This is a genomic window from Nocardia ninae NBRC 108245 (genome assembly GCF_007990755.1).
Lineage (GTDB): Bacteria > Actinomycetota > Actinomycetes > Mycobacteriales > Mycobacteriaceae > Nocardia > Nocardia ninae.
Window position 1 is genome coordinate 116,775 of sequence record NZ_BJXA01000007.1, and the last position, 17,877, is coordinate 134,651.

Annotated in this window: 16 protein-coding genes; 7 read left to right on the forward strand and 9 right to left on the reverse strand. The window is 68.6% G+C overall.

Features of this window, described 5'->3' with window-relative positions; genetic code table 11:
- The first annotated feature begins 52 nt into the window (after positions 1–52).
- Positions 53–1,492, forward strand: coding sequence for an alpha/beta hydrolase (locus NN4_RS08065; protein WP_246180768.1), 1,440 nt, complete (start codon positions 53–55; stop codon positions 1,490–1,492).
- Between the two features lie 17 nt (positions 1,493–1,509).
- Here the strand turns inward: NN4_RS08065 and NN4_RS08070 are convergent, their stop codons facing one another.
- Positions 1,510–3,336, reverse strand: a complete 1,827-nt coding sequence (locus NN4_RS08070; protein ID WP_147129327.1) for a hypothetical protein — start codon at positions 3,334–3,336, stop codon at positions 1,510–1,512.
- A gap of 99 nt (positions 3,337–3,435) precedes the next feature.
- Entirely contained in the window at positions 3,436–3,831 is a 396-nt protein-coding gene (locus NN4_RS08075) for a PPOX class F420-dependent oxidoreductase (RefSeq protein ID WP_135234943.1), read from the reverse strand.
- Positions 3,832–4,004: 173 nt separating this feature from the next.
- Here NN4_RS08075 and NN4_RS08080 point away from each other — a divergent pair, with 173 nt between their 5' ends.
- Positions 4,005–4,958, forward strand: coding sequence for a hypothetical protein (locus tag NN4_RS08080; RefSeq protein WP_147129328.1), 954 nt, complete (start codon positions 4,005–4,007; stop codon positions 4,956–4,958).
- A 131-nt stretch (positions 4,959–5,089) separates the two neighbouring features.
- Here NN4_RS08080 and NN4_RS08085 read toward each other — a convergent pair whose 3' ends face one another.
- Positions 5,090–5,896 (reverse strand): LLM class flavin-dependent oxidoreductase, encoded by an 807-nt coding sequence (locus NN4_RS08085; protein ID WP_147129329.1) that lies wholly within the window; start codon positions 5,894–5,896, stop codon positions 5,090–5,092.
- Positions 5,897–6,051: 155 nt separating this feature from the next.
- On the opposite strand from NN4_RS08085, the gene NN4_RS08090 reads away from it, so the two are divergent.
- Entirely contained in the window at positions 6,052–7,704 is a 1,653-nt protein-coding gene (locus tag NN4_RS08090; protein WP_147129330.1) for an alkaline phosphatase D family protein, read from the forward strand.
- A 57-nt stretch (positions 7,705–7,761) separates the two neighbouring features.
- On the opposite strand, the gene NN4_RS08095 is transcribed toward NN4_RS08090, so the two are convergent.
- Positions 7,762–8,466, reverse strand: coding sequence for a DUF4386 domain-containing protein (locus NN4_RS08095; RefSeq protein ID WP_147129331.1), 705 nt, complete (start codon positions 8,464–8,466; stop codon positions 7,762–7,764).
- 96 nt (positions 8,467–8,562) lie between these two features.
- On the opposite strand from NN4_RS08095, the gene NN4_RS08100 reads away from it, so the two are divergent.
- A complete protein-coding gene (locus tag NN4_RS08100) occupies positions 8,563–9,252 on the forward strand; it encodes a TetR/AcrR family transcriptional regulator (protein WP_147129332.1) in 690 nt (229 codons plus the stop codon).
- A 20-nt stretch (positions 9,253–9,272) separates the two neighbouring features.
- Here the strand turns inward: NN4_RS08100 and NN4_RS08105 are convergent, their stop codons facing one another.
- The gene (locus tag NN4_RS08105; protein ID WP_147129333.1) at positions 9,273–9,971 is read right to left on the reverse strand and encodes a JAB domain-containing protein; all 699 of its coding nucleotides are present in this window, start codon (positions 9,969–9,971) and stop codon (positions 9,273–9,275) included.
- Between the two features lie 161 nt (positions 9,972–10,132).
- Here NN4_RS08105 and NN4_RS08110 point away from each other — a divergent pair, with 161 nt between their 5' ends.
- Entirely contained in the window at positions 10,133–11,668 is a 1,536-nt protein-coding gene (locus tag NN4_RS08110; RefSeq protein WP_147129334.1) for an alpha/beta hydrolase, read from the forward strand.
- Here the strand turns inward: NN4_RS08110 and NN4_RS08115 are convergent, their stop codons facing one another.
- Positions 11,669–11,872: a type II toxin-antitoxin system VapB family antitoxin gene (locus NN4_RS08115; protein ID WP_107654306.1), complete on the reverse strand. Its 204-nt coding sequence runs from the start codon at positions 11,870–11,872 to the stop codon at positions 11,669–11,671.
- Positions 11,873–12,218: 346 nt separating this feature from the next.
- Between NN4_RS08115 and NN4_RS08120 the strand changes: the two genes are divergently transcribed.
- Positions 12,219–13,118 carry a phenylalanine 4-monooxygenase gene (locus tag NN4_RS08120; protein WP_147129335.1) on the forward strand — a complete coding sequence of 300 codons (900 nt, stop codon included), beginning with the start codon at positions 12,219–12,221 and terminating at the stop codon, positions 13,116–13,118.
- Positions 13,119–13,217: 99 nt separating this feature from the next.
- Here the strand turns inward: NN4_RS08120 and NN4_RS08125 are convergent, their stop codons facing one another.
- Positions 13,218–13,835, reverse strand: a complete 618-nt coding sequence (locus NN4_RS08125; RefSeq protein WP_147129336.1) for an acyl-CoA-like ligand-binding transcription factor — start codon at positions 13,833–13,835, stop codon at positions 13,218–13,220.
- Complete coding sequence (locus NN4_RS08130; protein WP_147129337.1) at positions 13,825–15,396, reverse strand: DHA2 family efflux MFS transporter permease subunit; 1,572 nt, start codon at positions 15,394–15,396, stop codon at positions 13,825–13,827. Before NN4_RS08130 ends, NN4_RS08125 begins: the two co-directional genes overlap by 11 nt.
- 123 nt (positions 15,397–15,519) lie before the next feature.
- Here NN4_RS08130 and NN4_RS08135 point away from each other — a divergent pair, with 123 nt between their 5' ends.
- Positions 15,520–16,806 carry a serine hydrolase gene (locus NN4_RS08135; protein WP_147129338.1) on the forward strand — a complete coding sequence of 429 codons (1,287 nt, stop codon included), beginning with the start codon at positions 15,520–15,522 and terminating at the stop codon, positions 16,804–16,806.
- Positions 16,807–16,824: 18 nt separating this feature from the next.
- On the opposite strand, the gene yhjD is transcribed toward NN4_RS08135, so the two are convergent.
- Positions 16,825–17,853 (reverse strand): inner membrane protein YhjD, encoded by a 1,029-nt coding sequence (gene yhjD, locus NN4_RS08140; RefSeq protein ID WP_147129339.1) that lies wholly within the window; start codon positions 17,851–17,853, stop codon positions 16,825–16,827.
- Positions 17,854–17,877 lie beyond the last annotated feature (24 nt).

Here is a 17,877-nt window from a genome sequence, read left to right on the forward strand (position 1 = left end):
CGGAAGCAGCCCATCGGCACGAGCCTCGATTCGGCTTGGGGTGGTCGCCGCGATGCTCTTCGTTGCCGGAGGCGGTGCGGTCCACGCCGAGTCGAATCCGGGGTTGGACCGGTTCTACAAGCAGTCGCTGGACTGGGGTTCGTGTGACGAGTACGCGGGCGGTGCGGGGTTGAGTGCCGCGGGGATCGAGTGCGCGCGGGTAACCGTGCCCATCGATTACGACAGGCCCGACGGACCTACCGCTCGGATCGCGATCTCGCGGCTGCGGGCCGATGGTGCGCGCGTCGCCTCGGTGCTGACCAATCCGGGCGGACCGGGCGCCCCAGGACTGGATTTTCCGCGCCGATTGGCCGAAAAGTCCGCGTTGGCGCAACGGTTCGATGTCATCGGGGTCGACGTGCGCGGACTCGGCGCATCGACACCTAAGGTCGAGTGCCTGACTTCCGACGAATTTCGGGCACAGCGACAAGACCTCGATATCGACACGTCGCCGATGGGTATCGCGCAGACCGAGTGGGAGCACGCCGACTATGCCGCGAAGTGTGTGCAGCGCACCGGTCTCGACATGCTCGGCCACGTCGGAACCACAGAGGTCGCCCGCGATTTCGATGTCATCCGCGCCGTACTCGGTGACGAGAAGCTGACCTACTTCGGTGGCTCCTATGGCAGCAAGCTCGGCGCAGCCATCGCGGAGATGTTCCCGAACCAGGTGCGCGCGATGGTCCTGGACGCGGCTATGGATCCTGCGGCGGACTTCCTCGATCCTCGGTACGCAGTGGCGGGCTTTCAGCGAGCATTCGATGCCTACGCGGCCGACTGCGCCGAGCACCCGGGCTGCCCACTCGGCGCTGACGCGACAACCGGACTGCGAAACCTGCTCAACCCCTTGATCAAGCGACCCGCCGACACCGCCGATCCGCGCGGGCTCGCCTATCCTGACGCGCTCGAAGCGGTGACCGGTTTGTTGTACAGCGAACAGACCTGGCCGGTGCTTACCAAGGGCCTGGCCGAGCTGGCGCAGGGACGCGGCGACACCTTGCTGACTGTCGCGGACAAGTGGGCAGACATTGCCGACACCGACCTGCACAACGCGGTGAAGTGCCTCGATGGGTTTCGGCATACCGATCGCGCCGCCGCCGCTGCCGCCGACCGCCGGGCCCGCGAAGCCGCGCCGGCCTTCTTCGACGGCCCCGGCACCGGCCAGGCACCGTTGGGCCTTTGCGCCTTCTGGCCGGTACCACCGACCTCTCTGCCCCATGTGCCTGCGGTACCCGGCTTGCCGAAGACCGTGGTCGTAGCCACGACCGGCGATCCGGCCACTTCCTATGCGGGCGGGCGCAAGCTGGCCGAATATCTCGGCGCCGCACTGATCACCAACACCGGTTTCGTGCACGGCGCCGCGTTGCACGGCGATTCGTGCATCGATGGCCCGGTACTGACGTATCTGATCGACTTGGTCCCGCCCGCGGACATCACCTGCGGAGGTAACTGAGGCAGGACCATCTCCAGTTAGTTGTCGTAGGAGGCGACACCCACCGGTCCGGAACCCAGGCAGACGACGAGGTGCTCTGTGCGGGAGGAGATTTGGAGGGCAGAGCCGCTGCCTACCAGTCGGACGAAGACGGTGTTGAGTCCTTGGTGGACCGGGACGGAGACGGTTTTGCCGTGTTCGAAAGCTACGGCCAGTTGACCGTCTCGGCTGGCGAGGTAGTTGAGTTGGGCGGTCCATTCGTGCTCGAGCATGGGGCCGTTGAGTGGAATCGGGACTTTCGCGCCACCCTCGATTCGGTAGCCGCAGTGGGGGTCCGGGCCGGGGATGATCTGGCGATTCCACCAGACCTGCGCCTCGACGACGGTGCCGCTGTCGGTGATCATGCGCAGGTGCGGGGTCGAGTCGGCGAAGGTGCCCGGTGCGGCGAGGGGTGCGAGGACCTGGCTGGTCAGGTTCTGCGGGTAGGCCAGCGGGTTCAGGACGTCCCAGGGGACTTCCTGCTCCAGCAGTGGCACGCCGTCCCAGTGTTCGAGGGCCGACTTCACGTTCGTGACATAGGTTTTGGCCGGACTGGGGCGCCAGGATCGGACGAAGGTGTAGGTGGAGCACAGGCTGCTCACGACGAACAGCACCACCAGCGGTATCGCGATGCGCGGGCCGAGGCGTGCGCTGCCGCGGGGACTCGCCCGCAGTATCAACGCACCCAGGACTGCCAGTGTCACGCCGAGGTCGGCGAAGTAGCGCAGCGACTGCATGAGTTCGGCCGCAGTGTTCGGACCGCCGCGAACAAGCGCCACGGGCAACTGCATCAGCAGCACATACGCTGCGGCGAGCAACCAGACCGGCCACACCCGGCGGCGTGCCCGAATGGACAGTGCCACCACCGAAATCAGCACCACCCACGCCGCGATCACTGCTACACTCGGCGGATCGGCCCACGGCGCGGCGGGCAACCAACGCTCCCAGCGCCACGGTCCGCCGACCAGCGCGGGCACCACGCCGAGCGAGGTCGTGTTGGGCAGCCAGTCGCGCAGGCCTTGCGGGTTGTTGTGCACCCCGGAAACACCGACCACCGCCAGATACCCCGCCAGCCAGCAGAGCAACACCAGGCCCGATCCCACCCACAATCGCAGGCCGCGCCGCAGCACCACACGAACGGCGGATTCCCGCCCGTCGACATAGTGGGCAAGCACCGCGACGGCGAACGCGACGAACGGGACGATCACCGACTTCTCGAAGAACAACAGCGCGACCGCGAGCACCACGATCCCGGACCAGGCGTATCGGCGCCGCCCGCTGCGCATCAGGAGCAGCGCGTCCCCGATGACCCAGGCGAGCGCGAATTGCAGTGGCAGCGCATTCAACGCCGCCGCCCACCAGGCGAACGCCGGCAACGTCACGGGTGAGAACAGAAAGAACGTGAGCGGTACGAGCAGCACCCATCGGGCCCCGAGCAGGATCCACAACACGCGGAGCACCGCCGACGACACCGCGAGCTGCCAGACCAGCAGCGAAATCACCGGCGCGGTCCAGACGAAGGGTGCCGCCTTGGTCACCACCCAAGCGGTGGCGAAGGCGAGCGGCATGAAATGCCCGTCGTGGTCGTGCAACAGCAGGTCTGCGGAGAGCAGCGGATAGCGGCCCGCCCGGCCGACCAGGATGAGGTCGTCCCAATAGAAGTAGCCGCTACCCGCCACCCAACCGCGTAGCGCGAGTTGCAGCAGGATCAGACATCCCGCCGCGACCACAACGGGTGGCACGCGCCCGGACCGACGCCGAACCGGCGGCACCGCCGAACGCTCGATGGGCACAACCCTCGTCGGCGCGATCGCGGCGGTGTCCATGCCGACTCACCCTAGGCGCTGGATCGAAGTCCGGCCGGAGGCGCCGGACAGGACTTCGACACCGGGCCTAATGGCGTGTCGACCATGCCTGAGCCGTTGTCAGGCCGCGTATCCGGTCGCCTTGTCGATCTCGACGCGGACCGCGACCCGGACCTGACCCGGTGCGGGCTCGTCGTGGTCCTTTCCGTCGTACTTCCACGACAGCCGGTGGCCGACCCGGAGGTCGTCGTCGTGGGTGATGGTGGCCCGGCCGCGCAGCTCGACGTAGTTCTCGCCGTCGGCGAAGTCGAGCACGGTCACGCTGACGCGCGGGTCGCGCAGCATGTTGCGGTGCTTGAGCCTGCCTTCCAGGGTGGAGAACAGCAGGTCGTCACCGTCGCGCAGCACCCACATCGCGGAGGTCTGCGGGCTGCCGTCGGCGTTGAGGGTGGCCAGTACCGCGTAGTTCTTGCCGTCGAGCAGGGCGATGGTGGCGTCGCTGAGCGTGATTCCCATGCCGTGGACAGTAATGGCGCGCCGAACAACCGGCTCACCGCTGCTTGCGATAGCAATATGCCATCAATCCCGGAAGGTTGCCGGTAGGTTGATCTTGAACGTGCTCGCCGGACACATCGTCGGCCACGCCACGACGCCGTCGTGCGCAGGCCCGGGAGGAAGGCGCTCAACCCATGTACGTGCTCCGAACGGCGATCGCCACCACCATGCTGACCTGCCCCGCGCTCGTCGCGGCGGCGGCGACGGCGTCGGCCCCGACCAGCGCCGTACCGCACCAGCATTCGGTCCCGGCATACGCGACCTCGGCGGTCGCGACGACACACGCCCCGGGCTCCCGCCGCACAGTTCTCAACTCCGTACTGATCCCGGGACTCGTCGACACCGCGGGCCCCCGCCGCACAGTCCTCAACTCCGTGCTGTTTCCTGGGCTCGTCGACACCGCGGGCCCACTCGGCACCAGTGGCGCGGCATTCGGACTCGGGCTTGCCGCCCTGATCGGCACCGGCAGCGCGGCCTTGGGGACCGGCAGCGTCGCCGCCGCACCATGGGCGGCCTTCCTAGGCACCGGTAGCGCGGCGGCCGGAACCGGTAGCGCCGCACTCGCACCCCTCGGGGTGGTCCTCGGCGCGGGCGCCGCATTGCTCGGCACCGGCAGCGCTGCCGCAGGCGCCTCCGGCAGCGTCGCCACCGGCGGACTCGGCACCCCGCTGGCCGTCCTCGGCGCGGGCAGCGCGGCCGCGGGTACCGGTAGCGCGAGCCTGGCGGGCGCGGGTGCGGCTGCCGCACCCTTCGCCGCGATGGCGGGCACCGGTAGTGCGATGGCGGGCACCGGTAGCGTCGCGGCCGTCCCGTTCGGCGTCGCACTCGGCGCGGGTGTCGCCGCTGGAATCGCCACCGGCAGTGCGGGAATGGCATCGCTCAGTGCAGCGTCTCCGGTCGCGGGCGAAGACGCCACCCAGGACGGCAAAGCCAGTGCCGCCGCTGATAAAGCGAGCGCCGCGAGTCCAGCTGACAAGGCCGGTGTCAGTCCCGCCGAGAAGGCGAGCACCTCCCGCCCCGGCGACGCGGACGGCACCGAATCAGCGGAGCCCGGATACCGCCCGCTGAAGCTGGGGCCATCGACCTGACCCGTCGGGGAAACGATTTCCGACGGCACGGCCGCCGAGCGCCCCGCTCACTCCGTCCCGGCTCTCACGAGACGTCGGCCGCACCATCGAAAGATGGCTGCGGCCTTCACGTCTCAGAAGTAGTCGCGGATCTACAGCGCCGCACGGACTTTCGCGGCGAACTCATAGTCCCGCTGCCATTCGGGCCCGGTCGGCACCAGGATCGCTCGCCCTACGCCCCGCGCCGCGAATGCGGACAGCCGGGCGGCCGCCTCGTCGACATCCGAGGGCAACCCCGGAACCACGGCGGCGACCGAAAGCGGCGCACGGTCGCGCTGCGCGGCGAACTCCTGCAGCTCGGCAATGTCTTTGGTCAACTGCTCCAGATCCGATTGGATGGTGATCCATCCGTCGGCGTACGTAGCTGCCCTGCGCCGCGCCCGAACACTGTTGCCCGCCACCAGAACCGGCGGCAGCACCGAACCCGGCGCGAGGGTAACCTCCAGCCCCTCGTCCAACACGGTCGGCTGTCCGGTGACGAGCCCGGGCAGCACCCGCAACGCCTCGTCGGTGCGCCGACCACGGTCGGCGTAGGAGGCGCCCGCCGCGCGCCAACCGATGTCGCCGTGCGCCGGATTCCCGGTGCCGACACCGACCACGAGCCGGTTGCCGGACAGCTGTTGCAGGGTGCTGATCTGCTTGGCGGCCCAGGCGACCGGGCGCAGCGCCAGCAGCATGACGTTGAAACCGATACTGACGCGCTCGGTGACCGCCGCGGCGGTGGCCAGCGTGACGGTGCTGTCCAGCATCGGCGCGCTCGCCACCAGGTGGTCGGTGGACCAGATCGAATCGAGACCGAGCTCTTCGGCGAAACGGGCACTCGCCCGCACATCACCCAGGATCGGCTGCGTGGGATCAGGGGTCGAAGTGGGCAGGATTACCCCGATTTCGATGGTCATCTTTCGTCCAATCACTCGCTATCGGCTGGTATATCGCAACGCTACGGACCGACAGTGAGCGTCTCAATGGTCTGTTGGCTCACGGTCATGTCGCAAACGCTCATCGAATCGAACGATGGCGATCGGCCACCCGGCCCGCCGATATACCCTGACGTATGGGTCTGTCGCGACGGCAACTGTTGAGATTCGGGGGTGCCGGGTCGGCTGCGGTGCTGGTGGGCGCCGCGGCGGCCAGCAGCGGGCCGTTCCGGGTGCCGCGCTGGTCCGATGATCCGTTCGGTCTCGGTGTCGCGTCGGGGGAACCGACGGCCGACGGGGTGGTGTTGTGGACGCGGCTCGCACCGGATCCGTTCGCGCCGGATGGGCTGGGCGGCATGCCGTTACGGCCGGTGACCGTGGAATACGAAGTCGCGCACGACGAGAACTTCCGGCAGGTGGTGACGCGAGGGACCGCGGTCGCGACGCGCGAGTTGGCGCACAGCGTGCACCCGGAGGTCACCGGGCTGGCACCGGATCGCTGGTACTTCTATCGGTTCCGGGCCGGGTCGGTGCTCTCGCCGGTCGGGCGAACACGCACGGCGCCGCCGCCGGGGCAACCCACCGCGCGGATGCGGTTCGCGTTCGCCTCGTGCCAATCCTGGAGTTCCGGCTACTACACCGCGTACCAGCACATGAGCGACGAAGACCTCGATCTGGTGGTGCATCTCGGCGATTACATCTACGAACGTGGCTGGAATCGCGGCCGTACGGGAATGTCGATGGAACCCCATCTTCAGGCCGAAGCCGTTGATCTGGCCGGCTATCGGCTGCGGTACGCCCAGGCCAAAGCCGACGAACCGCTGCGGGCCGCGCACGCAGCCTTTCCCTGGCTGGTCACCATGGACGACCACGAGATCGACAACAACTGGGCGGGCGAGGCGCCGGGCCTCGGCTTCGACATCTATCGGATCCCGGCGGTGTTCCGTAGGCGCAAAGCCGCTGCCTTCCAAGCCATGTACGAACACCAACCGCTGCGCATCGCCCAGTTGCCCGCCGGGCCGAGCATGCACCTGCACCGCCGCTACGGCTTCGGTGACCTGGCCCAGATCACCATGCTCGACACCCGGCAGTACCGCGACAAGCAGGCCTGCGGCGACGGCAACACGGTCATCGACTGCACGGACCGGTTCGCCGCCGACCGCACCATATTGGGTGCACGACAACGTGATTGGCTGATCGACGGCTTCACCGACTCGCCGGCCCGCTGGCAGATCCTCGGCAATCAGGTATCGATGGGCCAGTCCGACCAGGATGCCGGCCCGGTCACCGCCGTCGGCACCGACTCGTGGGACGGATACGTCGCCGACCGCAACGCCGTACTCGGCGCCGCCGCCGACCGCAACGTGGCCAACCTCGTCGTGATCACCGGCGACCGCCACCAGAACCACGCGGCCGATCTACGCCGTGACTTCGCCGACCCCCAATCCCCGGTCGTGGCATCGGAATTCATCGGAACGTCGATCTCCAGCGGCGGCGACGGCGCCGACATGACCGAATCGGGCCGCAACCTGCTCGCCGCCAACCCCGACCTCAAATTCTTCAACTCCCAACGCGGCTACGTCCGCGTCGAACTGGACCACAGTGTGTGGCGCAACGACTTCCGAGTCGTCCCCTACATTCGCCGCCCAGGCGCCCCCATCCACACGCGCGCCAGTTTTGTGGTGCAGGACGGAGTTCCGGGCGTCACACAAGCCTCGGAATCGGACAGCTCGTCTCGGCTACCCGACCCCGGTGTCACGGCGAGCCCGCCGGACAACGGCCCGCGATAATTCAGCTGCGGCAGCCAATGGCAACTCGTACCGAAGCTGCCACTGAGCCAAGGAGTTTCACGCGGTCGCCAGGTGACGTGCTGCCGGTAGCGCGTCGCTCGCAGACTGCCCGAGCCCCTTGCAGATCAGGTACACCGCCAGACTCACCTCCCACGCGAAGACCGGCAGCGCGGCGACGGATCCCCATGCGGAGAGCTGATCGTAGCGCCCGAACAGCACGGCGGTCGCCGACGCGCAGATGAGCGGGCCACCGATCAAGCCGAGGACGGCGATGGGCCGCGGCACCAACTGGGAGCGGTACATCAGGGTGGCCAGCAACAGACTGTTCGCACCGAGGATGAAGTTCGGCCCGAGCAAGAAGGTCCAATCATGGACGGCGACAAGGGCTTTGCTCACGGCGATCAGCGTCGGATCGTCGATTCCCGCACTACCTCTGCGCAATGTCACGACCGACAGCACACTCACGGTGCCCATTGCGATGACAGCGCCCTCGAGCAGCCGAGCGCAGAGATACCCGAGCGCCAGGCTCTTGCCGTGCCGCTCCAGCACCGGATACAGCGTGGTCGCGGTGCCGATGACAGCTGCGACGAGCACGAGTTCGAGCAGACCGCCCAGCAGCACTCGACCGTCGGAGCCCGCGCCGACAACGTAATTCACATCGGTGAGCACCGGCTGATACAGCAGCAGGCCTGCCACCGCGGCGACCTCGGTGATCAGGAAGAGCACACCCGCGACCACCGCCGTCGTTCTCATCGATTTCATGGGGACTCCTCCACTGCACCGAGGTGTACGACGTACACCTCTTCTGTCGAGCACCCTAAGGTGTACGCTGTACACCCGTCAAGAGGAGAGCGCTGAATGGCCAACCGGGACACCGCCGCACCCCGCACCCCGCTGAACAGAGAGCGCGTGCTGCGCGCCGCCGTCGCGCTCGCCGACGCGGCAGGCATCGACACCCTGAGCATGCGCAACCTCGCGCAGGAACTCGGCGTCGTGCCGATGGCGCTGTACAAGCACGTCGCGAACAAAGACGAGTTGCTCGACGGCATGGTCGATCTACTCGTCGCGGAGATCGGTCCACCCGAGACCGGGCTCGACTGGAAACCCGCGGTACGGCAGCGAATCCTGGTGGCGCGGCGCACCCTTCAGCGGCACCCGTGGGCGTCCCGGGTGATCGAGTCTCGCCCGGCACCGACCCCGGCAGTACTGGCGTACCTGGACTCGATGATCGGGATGTTCCGGGCGGGTGGCCTCTCCGTCGACCTGACCCATCACGTGATGCACGCGCTGGGCAGCCGCGCGTTCGGCTTCACGCAGGAGCTGTTCGACACCGCACCGAGCCCGGACCCGCAGACGCAAGCCGCCGCCCTGCCCGACATGTCGTCCAGGTATCCGCACATCGCCGAGATCGCGGCGCGGGCCGCACACGACGACCAGTCCGTGGTCGGTCCGGGCTGCGACGATCAGTTCGAGTTCGAATTCGCCCTCGACCTGCTCTTGGACGGTTTCGAGCGGCTGTGGCGGCAGGGCTGGAGTTCTACCGCGTGAGACCGCCTCGCCCGCGGCGATCAGCCCGTGTTTTCAGGGCGGTGCCCGAGGGTGAGGGTCGGCGCGCTGGCCCAGGCCTCCCCCGCGATCACCACGTGATCGAGAAAGCGCAGGCCGACGGTGCGGGCGGCTTCGGCGAGCAGGGTGCTGGCGCGGCGGTCGTCGAGGCTGGGGGTCGGATCGCCGGAGGGATGGTTGTGCACGACGGCGAAGGCGCGGCCGTCGTGGCGCAGCACGGTGTTCAGGATTTCGCGGACCGGGACCGCGACCTGATCGACGGCGCCCTCGGCGACGAATACCTTCTGCCGCAACTGATTCTGGGCGTCACAGACCAGCACGAGGAGTCGCTCGACGCGGGCGCCGGTGAACAGGGGGCGGGCCGCCGCGGCGACATCGGCCGTGTCGCCGAGCCGAGGCAGGGTGTCGGTGCCGCCGCGGGCGCGGGCGCCGAGGTGGAACGCGGCGATGACGGCCGCGGCCTTCGCCACCCCGACGCCGGCCCGGCGGGACAACTCTTCGGGCCGGGCCGTCGCCAATCCGGCCAGCCCGCCGTGTTCGACGAGTAGTTCCACCGCGAGGTCCAGCGCGCTGGCGCCGCGCCTGCCGTGCCGTAACAGCAAGGCCAGCAATTCGACATCGCTGAGCGACTGCGGGCCGAGGGCGAGCAGGCGCTCGCGTGGCCGTTGCTCGACGGGTACATCGAGGAGAGAGACCGGCATCGTTCCACCCCTTGGTCACGGCGACAGTGTCACGGAGTGTGCCAGGCCCTACCGACATGTCGGCCACGGACGCGGGGTCGCCCGAGTTGTCCGATCCTGCCGATTGCACATCGGCGTCCGTCGGGCAGACTGAGTGCGTCGAACGAGTACAGGGGCAATGAATGTTCAAACCGCGCAAAGGAACCGCGACATCGACGCGCGTCACGCCGCTGCCCGTGCTGATCGCCGCGCTCGCGCTGCTGGCGACGGCCTGCACCGCCGACCAGGATCCCGTCGCGCCGCCCGCCCCCACCCTCGATCGGTACTACCAGCAGACCCTGGTGTGGGGCCCGTGCGAGGGCTATCAAGGCGGCGCCGAGCTCGGCGCGGCAGGCATCGAATGCGCGCGGGTGACGGTGCCGATCGACTACGGCAGACCGGACGGCGAGACCGCGCGGATCGCGATCTCCCGGCTGCGCGCCACCGGCACCAAGGTCGCGTCGCTGGTGACCAACCCCGGCGGTCCCGGCGCGCCTGGACTGAGTCTGCCGCTGGCCCTGTCGAAGTCGCCGCTGGCCGAGCGTTTCGACGTGATCGGGATGGACGTGCGCGGACTCGGTGCTTCCACACCGCGCGTCACCTGCCGTTCGGACGCCGAATTCCGGACGGCGCAGCGGGTGCTGGGCCGGACCGACCCGCTCGCGGAGATCGACCAGATCGAAGAGGAGAACGAGGAATACGCCAACTCGTGCGCGCGACGAACCGGGCTGACGCTGCTCGGGCATGTCGGCACCGGTGACGTCGCCCGCGATCTGGACGTCGTGCGGGCCGCGCTCGGCGAGCACAAGCTGACCTACTTCGGCGGGTCCTACGGCACCCGCCTCGGCTCGACCTACGCCGAACTGTTTCCGGATCGGGTGCGCGCGATGGTCCTGGACGCACCGGTCGATCCCACCACCAACATCGGCGACCCGGTGATCACCGCCGCCGGTTTCCAGCAGGCGTTCGACGCCTACGCCGCCGACTGCGCCAAGGCGCCGGACTGCCCGCTCGGCACCGACCCGCAGAAGGCGAACGAGGTCTACCGCAGTCTCGTCAATCCGCTGATCCAGCGCCCGATCGTCACCGCCGATCGCCGTGGGCTCGACTACGGCGCCGTCGTCACCGCGACGATCGCCTCGCTCTACCACCCCACGTCCTGGCCGAGCCTCACCCAGGGTCTGGCCGAGCTCGCCAGGGGCCGGGGCGACGCGCTGCTCGGCGACGCGGGCGCCTACGAACAAGCCTCCTCCGACGACGTGCACCGGGCGGTGCTCTGCCTGGAGGAGGTCCGGGTGACCGACCGGGCCGTCGCGGCCGACATCGATCGCCGATCCCGTGCCGCCGCTCCGGCTTTCGACGACGGCCTGCCCGCCCACACGGCTCCCTTGGACGCCTGCGCGTTCTGGCCGGTCCCGCCGACCACCCAACCGCACGTGCCCAACGCTTCGGGCCTGCCGAAGCTGGTGGTCGTCGCGGCGACCGGCGATCCGGCGACCCCGTACGCGGGCGGTGTCACGCTGGCCAAAACCCTTGGCGCGGCGCTGATCACCTACGAGGGCACCCAGCACGGCGCCGCGTTCGAGGGCATCGCCTGCGTCGACGAGCCGGTACTGAAGTATCTGATCGACCTGACACCGCCGGCCGATGACCTGCGCTGCCCGGCCGTGAGTCGCTGACTACCCGTCCACGACCACGACCTCCGGGCGCGGCAGGGCGAACAATGCGGTGGCGGCCAGCTTTTCGAGGTGGCGCAGCTGACGCTCGTGCACGACGATCCGGCGCAGTGCCTCGTTGATCGTGGCGTTGCTCGTCGAGGTGCCCATCACGGCGGCCGCGGCGGCGAGCAACTTCTGGTCGAGATCGATCCGCACGGATTTCATGCGTCCTCCTTCGTACATTCGCCATTTTGCGCTATTCCGCTCGCTCATGTCTGGCAAATCGTGCAGAGTTCGCCGGATCGACCGCCCCCACCACGAGAATTTCACGGCCACAGCATGTTCGGCGGCTATCACCGGACCGCCACAGCACGCTCCGCACACACTTGGCATCGTCGCAGGCGCGGGCAGAATGCGGCGTGTACGCCCGCCGACGGGCACTGGTCAGCTCGTCGCCCGAATCCGCCGCCCGATGCCGGTAAGTGCGCAGCACAGCGGGGCCAGCTAGACACTTTGCCAAGCTGCGCGGGCTTTTGTTGTCGCCGGGCCCGAGCGGTGCTTGCATCGAGGTATGTTCACCGAAGCTCAGCTGTACTCACCGGTGACCCGGTCCGGCGACGGCGATGTGACCGTCCACCTGAGCGACGAGCACCCCGGCGTGCACGACTCGGACTACCGGGCCCGTCGCAATGACATTGCCGCGCTCGCGCTCGATTACGCACCGGGTAAACCCGTTCCGCAGATCGCCTATACCGACGAGGAACAGCAGGTCTGGCGGATCGCCTCGGCCGAACTGGCCCGCAAGCACCAGACCTACGCCTGCACCGAGGTGCTGGCGGCCTCGGCGCGCCTCGCGCTGCCCAAGGACCACATCCCCCAGTTGGACGAGGTCTCGGCGGCACTGGTGCCGCTGAGCGGATTCCGCTACGCCCCGGCGGCCGGGTTGGTGCCGCTGCGCCAGTTCTTCGGCTCGTTCGCGGATCGGACCTTCCACTCCACCCAGTACATCCGGCATCATTCGGCGCCGCTGTACACCCCGGAGCCCGATGCCATCCACGAGATCATCGGGCACGCCAATCAGATCGCCAGTCCGCGCTTCGCCGCCATCTACGAGGCGGTCGGCGCGGCGGTCGGGCGGCTGGAGACCGAGCCCGCGCTGAAGTTCCTCGCGAATGTCTTCTGGTTCTCGATGGAGTTCGGCGTGGTCCGGGAGGAAGACGAGGTCCGCTGCTACGGGGCGGGATTGCTGTCGTCCTACGGCGAGATCGAGGAGTTCCGCCAGGCCGACCTGCGCCCGCTCGACGTCGCCGCGATGGGCACCGCGGTCTACGACATCACCCACTACCAGCCGATTCTGTACTGTGCCGAGTCGATCGCCGAGATCGAGGACGTGATCGGCGGCTTCTTCGCATCGATGGACGACGAGACGCCGGACCGGCTGCGGCATTCGAGTGCCGCTGGGGCGCAGTAGGTTCGGCGGGCCCGAGCCGGGCGGGCGGCTCGGGCCCAGGCCCTGTGTCGAAGTCCGGCCGGTTGCCTCCGGGGGCCGGATGGGACTTCGACACAGGACCTAGGTGCCCGCTCCGTCCTTGCCGAGCGGCAGCCCGGCCTCGAGCAGATCCAGCATCCGGCCGACATTGTCGAGATTCAACGGCGTGATGCGCGCGATGGCGAGCCCCGCGCCGGTCAGCGCGCCTGCCAGGACCCGGATATCGAAATCGTCGGGTGTACCGCCGACCCGTTCGGCCATGATGGCGGACACCATGTCGATGTTGCGTTCCATCTCCAGTCCGATGGCCGACCGCAACTCGGGCACGTGGTAGATCAGCGCCTGACGTTCCTGTTCGAAAGCCTGCTGCTCGGCGGGCAACTCCGCGAAAACCGCCGCCATCGCATGACGGAACGCGGTCAGCGGCGGGAGTTCGGGCGGCTGCGCCCGGATGGCTTCGATCAATACCGGATCGAGGTCGTCGGCGAGCACCAGCTGTTCCTTGGTCGGGAAGTAGCGAAAGAAGGTGCTCGGCGAGACCTCCGCCGCCGCCGCGATCTGCTCGACGGTGGTCTCGCCGTACCCTTGCTCGCGGAACAGCCGGAACGCTTCCAGTCGAATCGTCCGGCGGGTCCGCTCCTTCTTCCGCTCACGCAGGCCGCGCACGGCTGGTTCTTCTCCGGACAGGTCAACCGACATGCGTCGATTCTGACGTATCGGTTCTCTCGACGCCGCCACGTCCGCCGTCGAGCCGCTCAACGGCCGGCACCGGACCTGCCCCGGCGACCTCGACAGGTTGCTTCGCGCGCAGGAAAACGACGGCGGCCGCGGCCGATACCGCGCACAGCGCGGCGCAGACCCAGAGCATCGCGGCCATGCCACCGACGAACGCGCTCTGCACCTGATGCAAGACCGCCGAGTCACCGAGCTGGTGCGCCACCGCGACACCGGCATTCACGCCGTCGGAGATCGGATCACGGTTCAGTGCGCCGAGCTCCGAGCGGTACCGCGTGGACAGCACGGTGCCGAGGATCGCGACGCCGATGGTGCCGCCCGCCTGGCGCAGCGCTTGGATCAACGCGGAACCGGAGCCGGAACGTTCCCCGGTGAGCTCGCCCATCGCCATTCCCATGGCTGTGGGCATCGCCAGGCCCATGCCGACACCGAGCAGAGTCGTCCAGAGCGCGGTGAAACCGTAGCCGCTGTCCACCGAGGTCAGCGCACCCAGTGCGAGCGCGCCCGCCAGCAGGGTGAAGCCGAGTCCGAGCATCACCCTGGCCCCCAGCTTCGGCAGCGCCCGGTCGACCACCCTGCTGCCGACGAGGACCCCGCCGATCAGCGGCAGCAGGCGCAGGCCGCTGCCTAGCGCGTCCGTGCCCAGCACCGCTTGGAAATACTGCGGCGCGGTGAAGAACATGCCGAACATCGCGAAGTTGACGATGATGGAAAGTGCGGTGCCCCAGCGGAATCCGGCGGACTGGAACCGGCTGAGATCGACCAGCGGATGCGCCGTCCTGCGCTGCCAGGCCACGAAGGCGCCGAGCAGCAGCAGGCCGGCCACGACGATGGTCCAGCCGAGCCCGTTGCCCCAGCCGTACTCACCGATCCGGATGAACCCGTAGGTGAGCCCGAGCATGCCGGCCGCCGACAGCATCACGCCGGGCACGTCGACGGGGAATCTGTTCTCGCTGCGCGATTCCGGGACCAGTGCGAGGACGGCGAGCGCACCGACGATCACCATCGGGACATTAATCAGGAACACCGAACCCCACCAGAAGTTCCGCAGCAGCCAGCCGCCGACAATCGGACCCAGCGGCAGGCCGATCGTGGTCGCGGTGATCCAGATGGTGAGTGCGCGCTGCCGGGCCGCCTGCTCCGGAAACAGTGACGGCAGTACCGACATGGACAGCGGAATCATCGCCGCGGCCGCGATGCCGAGCACCACCCGTGCGGCGATCAGCTGACCGGCCGAGGCGGCGAACGCGCAGGCCAGCGACGCGGCACCGAAGACGAGCAGCGCGCCGAGCAGGAACTTCTTGCGCCCGTACCGATCGCCGAGCGCGCCGGCGGGCAGCATCACACCGGCCAGTGCCAACGTGTACGCGCTGCTGAACCATTGCAGCGCAGCGGTATTCGCATTCAGGTCGACGGCAAGTGTCGGCAGCGCCACGGTGAGCACCGTGACGTCGAGCCCGATGGTCAGCATCGCCACGGACAGCGCGCCGAGCGCGAGCCAGCGGCGGGTCGAGTCGGTATTCATAGCCCCTCCAGAAATTGACAGTAACTCCTTTTTGATAGTAGCTCTCATTTAGTAGTCTCTGTCAATACCTCGCTCCGGCGCGTGCACGGCCGACTCGCCGCGAAATCGCTAGGCTCGCGAACGATGAAGATCCGGGACTCGCGCCGCCGCGCCACACTTCGCCTCGGTTCCGCACTGGCCGCAGTGGCCGTGATCGCGGGCTCGGCCGCCACACCGTCGTTCGCCGCGCCGTCGTCGAGCCCGACGACGACACCCTTCAGCACCCCGAACACCGACGGCTGCCCGCAGAAGACGCGCCCGCCCGCGCCGGTCGACGAGTCCGAGGTCCCGGCGCCCGGGGAGCCGACGCCCACCGCGTTACCCATCCCGACGCCACCGGTCGGCGGTGGCCGGCTGGGCGAATGCGGCCTGGTGCTACCCAAGGGCGCACCCGCTGTGCCGCAGGACATTTCGGCGACCGCCTGGCAGGTGGCGGACCTGGACTCCGGCGAGGTGCTCGTGGCCAAGGACCCGCACGGCCGCTACCGGCCCGCCAGCACCATCAAGGTGCTGCTCGCCACGATCGCCCTGCGCACACTGGATTTGAACAAGGTGATCATCGGCACCCAGGACGATGCGAACGCGGACGGCACCCGGGTCGGCATCGGGCCCGGCGGCCGCTACACCAACCGCCAGCTCATGCAGGGCCTGATCATGGCCTCCGGCAATGACGCGGCCCATGCCATCGCGACTCAGCTGGGCGGCGAGGCGGCCACCGTGGCGAAGATGAACGAGCTCGCTAAGTCCTTGGGCGCCTTGGACACTCGCACGGCCACCCCCTCCGGCCTCGACGGTCCCGGCATGAGCACCTCGGCCTACGACCTGTCGGTGCTGTTCCGCGAGGCGATGACCATTCCGCTGTTCGCCGAGTTCATCCACACCGAACAGGTCGACTTCCCCGGCTACCCCGCCAACCCGAAGATCGAGGGCGACAAGGACCACCCCGGCTTCCCCATCGGCAACGACAACCACCTGCTCTACGACTACGACGGCGCCATCGGCGGCAAGACCGGGTTCACCGACGACGCCAGGCAGACCTTCGTCGCCGCCGCCGAACGCGACGACCGCCGGCTCGTGGTCACCCTGCTCAAAGCGGACGTTCGCCCGCTGCGCCCCTCGGATCAGGCGGCCCGCCTGCTCGACTACGGCTTCGCACTACCCCGAGGGACGTCGGTCGGCAAACTTCCCGACCCGAACCGCAAGCAACCGAAAGTTGGTGCGACCCTTGCCTCCCCGCCACCCAAGGAGCAGGAGACGCAGCCGCTGGCCGACGAGGACCACGGCGACGACCGCACCGTGTGGGTCGTCGGCGGCGTCATCCTGGTGCTCGCCCTGCTGCTCGGTGCGCGCCGGATGAACCGGCGGCGCTGACCCCTACAGCCGCCGGGTTCAGTGCCCCCGCGGTCGGCGCAGCAGCGAGAGGGCAAGGGCGGCAAGGGCTCCCGCCCCGAAGAAGGTCGCGCCCGCGCCGACGGAGAGTTCGCGGACCGACGTGCGCGGGCTGATGACGGCGGCGGGCGGTGCGGGGATTTCCGCTTCGGGTTCGTTGTCGGAGGCGGTGGCGGCCCAGGCCGTGGCGAACAGGATGATGCGGTAGGTGACGTAACTGAAGACCATCAGGCCGATGATCGAGCCGAAGGCGGCGCCCGCCGGGCTGCTCAGCACCGTCTGCAGATAGATCGACGCGACGAACTTGAAGATCTCGAACACGACGGCGGCGAGCGCGGCGGCCTTGGCGGCGCTGGCCAGGGTGACCGGTTCGCGCGGCAGGCGGGCGATGATCCAGGCGAACACCGCCCAGGAGGCGAGGAAGCCGAGAAAGATCGACGCGATGGCCAGTAGGAAACGCGCGCCGGGCAGATGCGAGAGGCCGAGGCTGACCAGCAACCGGGCGCCGAGCGTGCTGGAGCCGAGCGCGGAAAGGCCAAGGGAGACAACGAAGGCCAAGCCGAGGCCGAGCAGCGCGCCGAGGTCGGACAGCTTCGCCAGGAACCAGTTCTGCTCCTCGCTCTTCTGCTCCCACTGCTCGGTCAGCGCCGCGCGCAGGTTCGCCATCCAGCCGAGGCCGGTATAGAACCCCGCGAGCAGGCCGAGGATGCCGACGGTGCCGCGCGAGTCGACGGCCTGGTCGACCAGATCGTTCAGCTGGGTGCCGAGCGAACCCGGAATGTTGTCCACGATCTTGGTCTGTAGCTCACCGAGCAACTCCGGGTGGCTCGACAGCACGAAGCCCGCGACCGCGAAAGCGACCATCAGCAGCGGAAACAGCGACAGCACGGTGAAATACGTGATGCCCGCCGCGTAGTAGTCGCCACGCTGCCGCTGATACCGCCCGCCCGCGCGCACCAGATGGTCCAGCCATGGCCGGGCCTGGATTCGTCGTTCGAGCCACGCCTTGATGTTGTCGATCACCTGCACCTGTTCGCCCCTTCAGGAGAGATC